This is a genomic window from Massilia sp. CCM 8734, from assembly GCF_011682155.1.
GTDB lineage: Bacteria > Pseudomonadota > Gammaproteobacteria > Burkholderiales > Burkholderiaceae_D > Telluria_A > Telluria_A rubra.
Map to the genome: position 1 here is coordinate 1 of NZ_WHJI01000117.1, position 1676 is coordinate 1676.

Below are 1676 nucleotides of genomic sequence, written 5' to 3' on the forward strand. Positions count from 1 at the left end.
GCATGGCCACGGCCATGCCGCTGGTCTGGGCTTTCAGGCGGGTGGCGATCTGCAGGCCGGCGGCGTCGTCCATCGACGAATTGATGCGGTAGCCGGTCGACAGGCGGGTCATCGAGGTCGACAACGAACCCTGGGTGCGGTTGATCGAGTTTTGCGCGGACAGGGCGGCGTTGTTGGTGTGAAGGCTCAGCATGGTCAAACTCCTGGATGTTGGGGGTGGAAACTGTTCGGAGCCGCGCTGGTGTCGCGCTCTCATCAATACAAGGCGACACTTTGATCTAGATCATTAAGTGCCACATGGAAATATATTTTTCCCTTGTTAATCCGATCACGCGGCGGCGCGCGTGGACGTCAAAAAGCCAGCCGGGTGAGCGGCTGGCCTTTGCGGGGGACCCGGCTTGCGGCCGGGCAGGCTGATGATTACTGCAGCAGCGACATGACCATCGAGGACATGCTGTTGCTCTGTTTTAGCATGGCGGTGCCGGCTTGCAGCAGCATTTGGCTGGTGGTCATTTTCGAGCTTTCGCTGGCGAAGTCGACGTCCATGATGCGCCCGGTGGCGGCCTTGCTGTTGGTGCTGATGTTCGACAGGTTGTTGTAGACGTGTTCGAGGCGGTTGGCCGAGGCGCCCAGCGCCGAGCGCACGGTGCCGATCGAAGCGATCGCGGTCGAGAGCTTGTCGATCGAGGTCGAGGCGGTGCCGGCGCCGGTCAGTTCGGTGCCGATCACGGCCACGGCGGCATAGTTGGCGGTGGTGGCGAGAACGTCGGCGTCCAGGGTGGTCATGCTGCCCGACATGTCGACGGTCATTTTTTCGCTGGTGCTCGAACCGATCTGGAACGTCATGGCCGAGGCGATGGTGCCGCCGGCGAGCAGCTTGGCGCCGCCGAAGGTGGTGTTGCTCATGACGTTGTACAGTTCGGTGCCGAGGGCGTCGTATTCCGACTGCATGGCGGTCTTGTCGGCGGCGGTCGAGGAAGCATCGGCCGCTTGCGTGGCCAAGTCCTTCATGCGCACCAGCATGTTGCTCACTTCATCGAGCGCGCCTTCAGCCGTTTGCAGCATCGAGGTCGAATTCTGGGTGTTGCGCATGGCCACGGCCATGCCGCTGGTCTGGGCTTTCAGGCGGGTGGCGATCTGCAGGCCGGCAGCGTCGTCCATCGACGAATTGATGCGGTAGCCGGTCGACAGACGGGTCATCGAGGTCGACAGCGAACCCTGGGTGCGGTTGATCGAATTTTGTGCGGACAGGGAAGCGTTGTTGGTGTGAAGGCTCAGCATGGTCAAACTCCTGATGGTTGGGGTGGGTGGTGTGTCGGAGTCGCGCTTGGTGCCGCGCTCTTATCACTCCAAGGCGACACCCCGGCCTGGCCCGTTAAGTGCCATACGGCAAACCTTTGATCATTGTCAAGCCCGTCGCGCGACCGCGCACGCGGACGAAAAAAAACCAGCCGGGTGAGCGGCTGGCTTTTCGGGGACCCGGCTTGCGGCCGGGCATGCTGTTGATTACTGCAGCAGCGACATGACCATCGAGGACATGCTGTTGCTTTGTTTCAGCATGGCGGTGCCGGCTTGCAGCAGCATCTGGCTGGTGGTCATCTTCGAGCTTTCGCTGGCGAAGTCGACGTCCATGATGCGGCCGGTGGCGGCCTTGCTGTTGGTGCTGATGTTCGACA

2 protein-coding genes and 1 pseudogene are annotated in these 1676 nt (G+C 61.8%); all 3 read right to left on the minus strand.

The features are described from left to right. Nucleotides 1-193 (minus strand): annotated as a pseudogene (locus tag F2P46_RS35660) (Lateral flagellin); the annotation flags it as partial. A 227-nt stretch (nucleotides 194-420) separates the two neighbouring features. Next, complete coding sequence (locus F2P46_RS35665; protein WP_166899234.1) at nucleotides 421-1281, minus strand: flagellin; 861 nt, start codon at nucleotides 1279-1281, stop codon at nucleotides 421-423. A 225-nt stretch (nucleotides 1282-1506) separates the two neighbouring features. Then, nucleotides 1507-1676, minus strand: a 170-nt coding sequence (locus F2P46_RS35670) for a flagellin (protein ID WP_267875913.1), incomplete at its 5' end; no start/stop codon positions are given.

Bases quoted from the DNA above. Each gene is read 5' to 3' on its own strand.
- F2P46_RS35665 (WP_166899234.1), bottom strand. From the start codon at position 1,281: ATGCTGAGCCTTCACACCAACAACGCTTCCCTGTCCGCACAAAATTCG.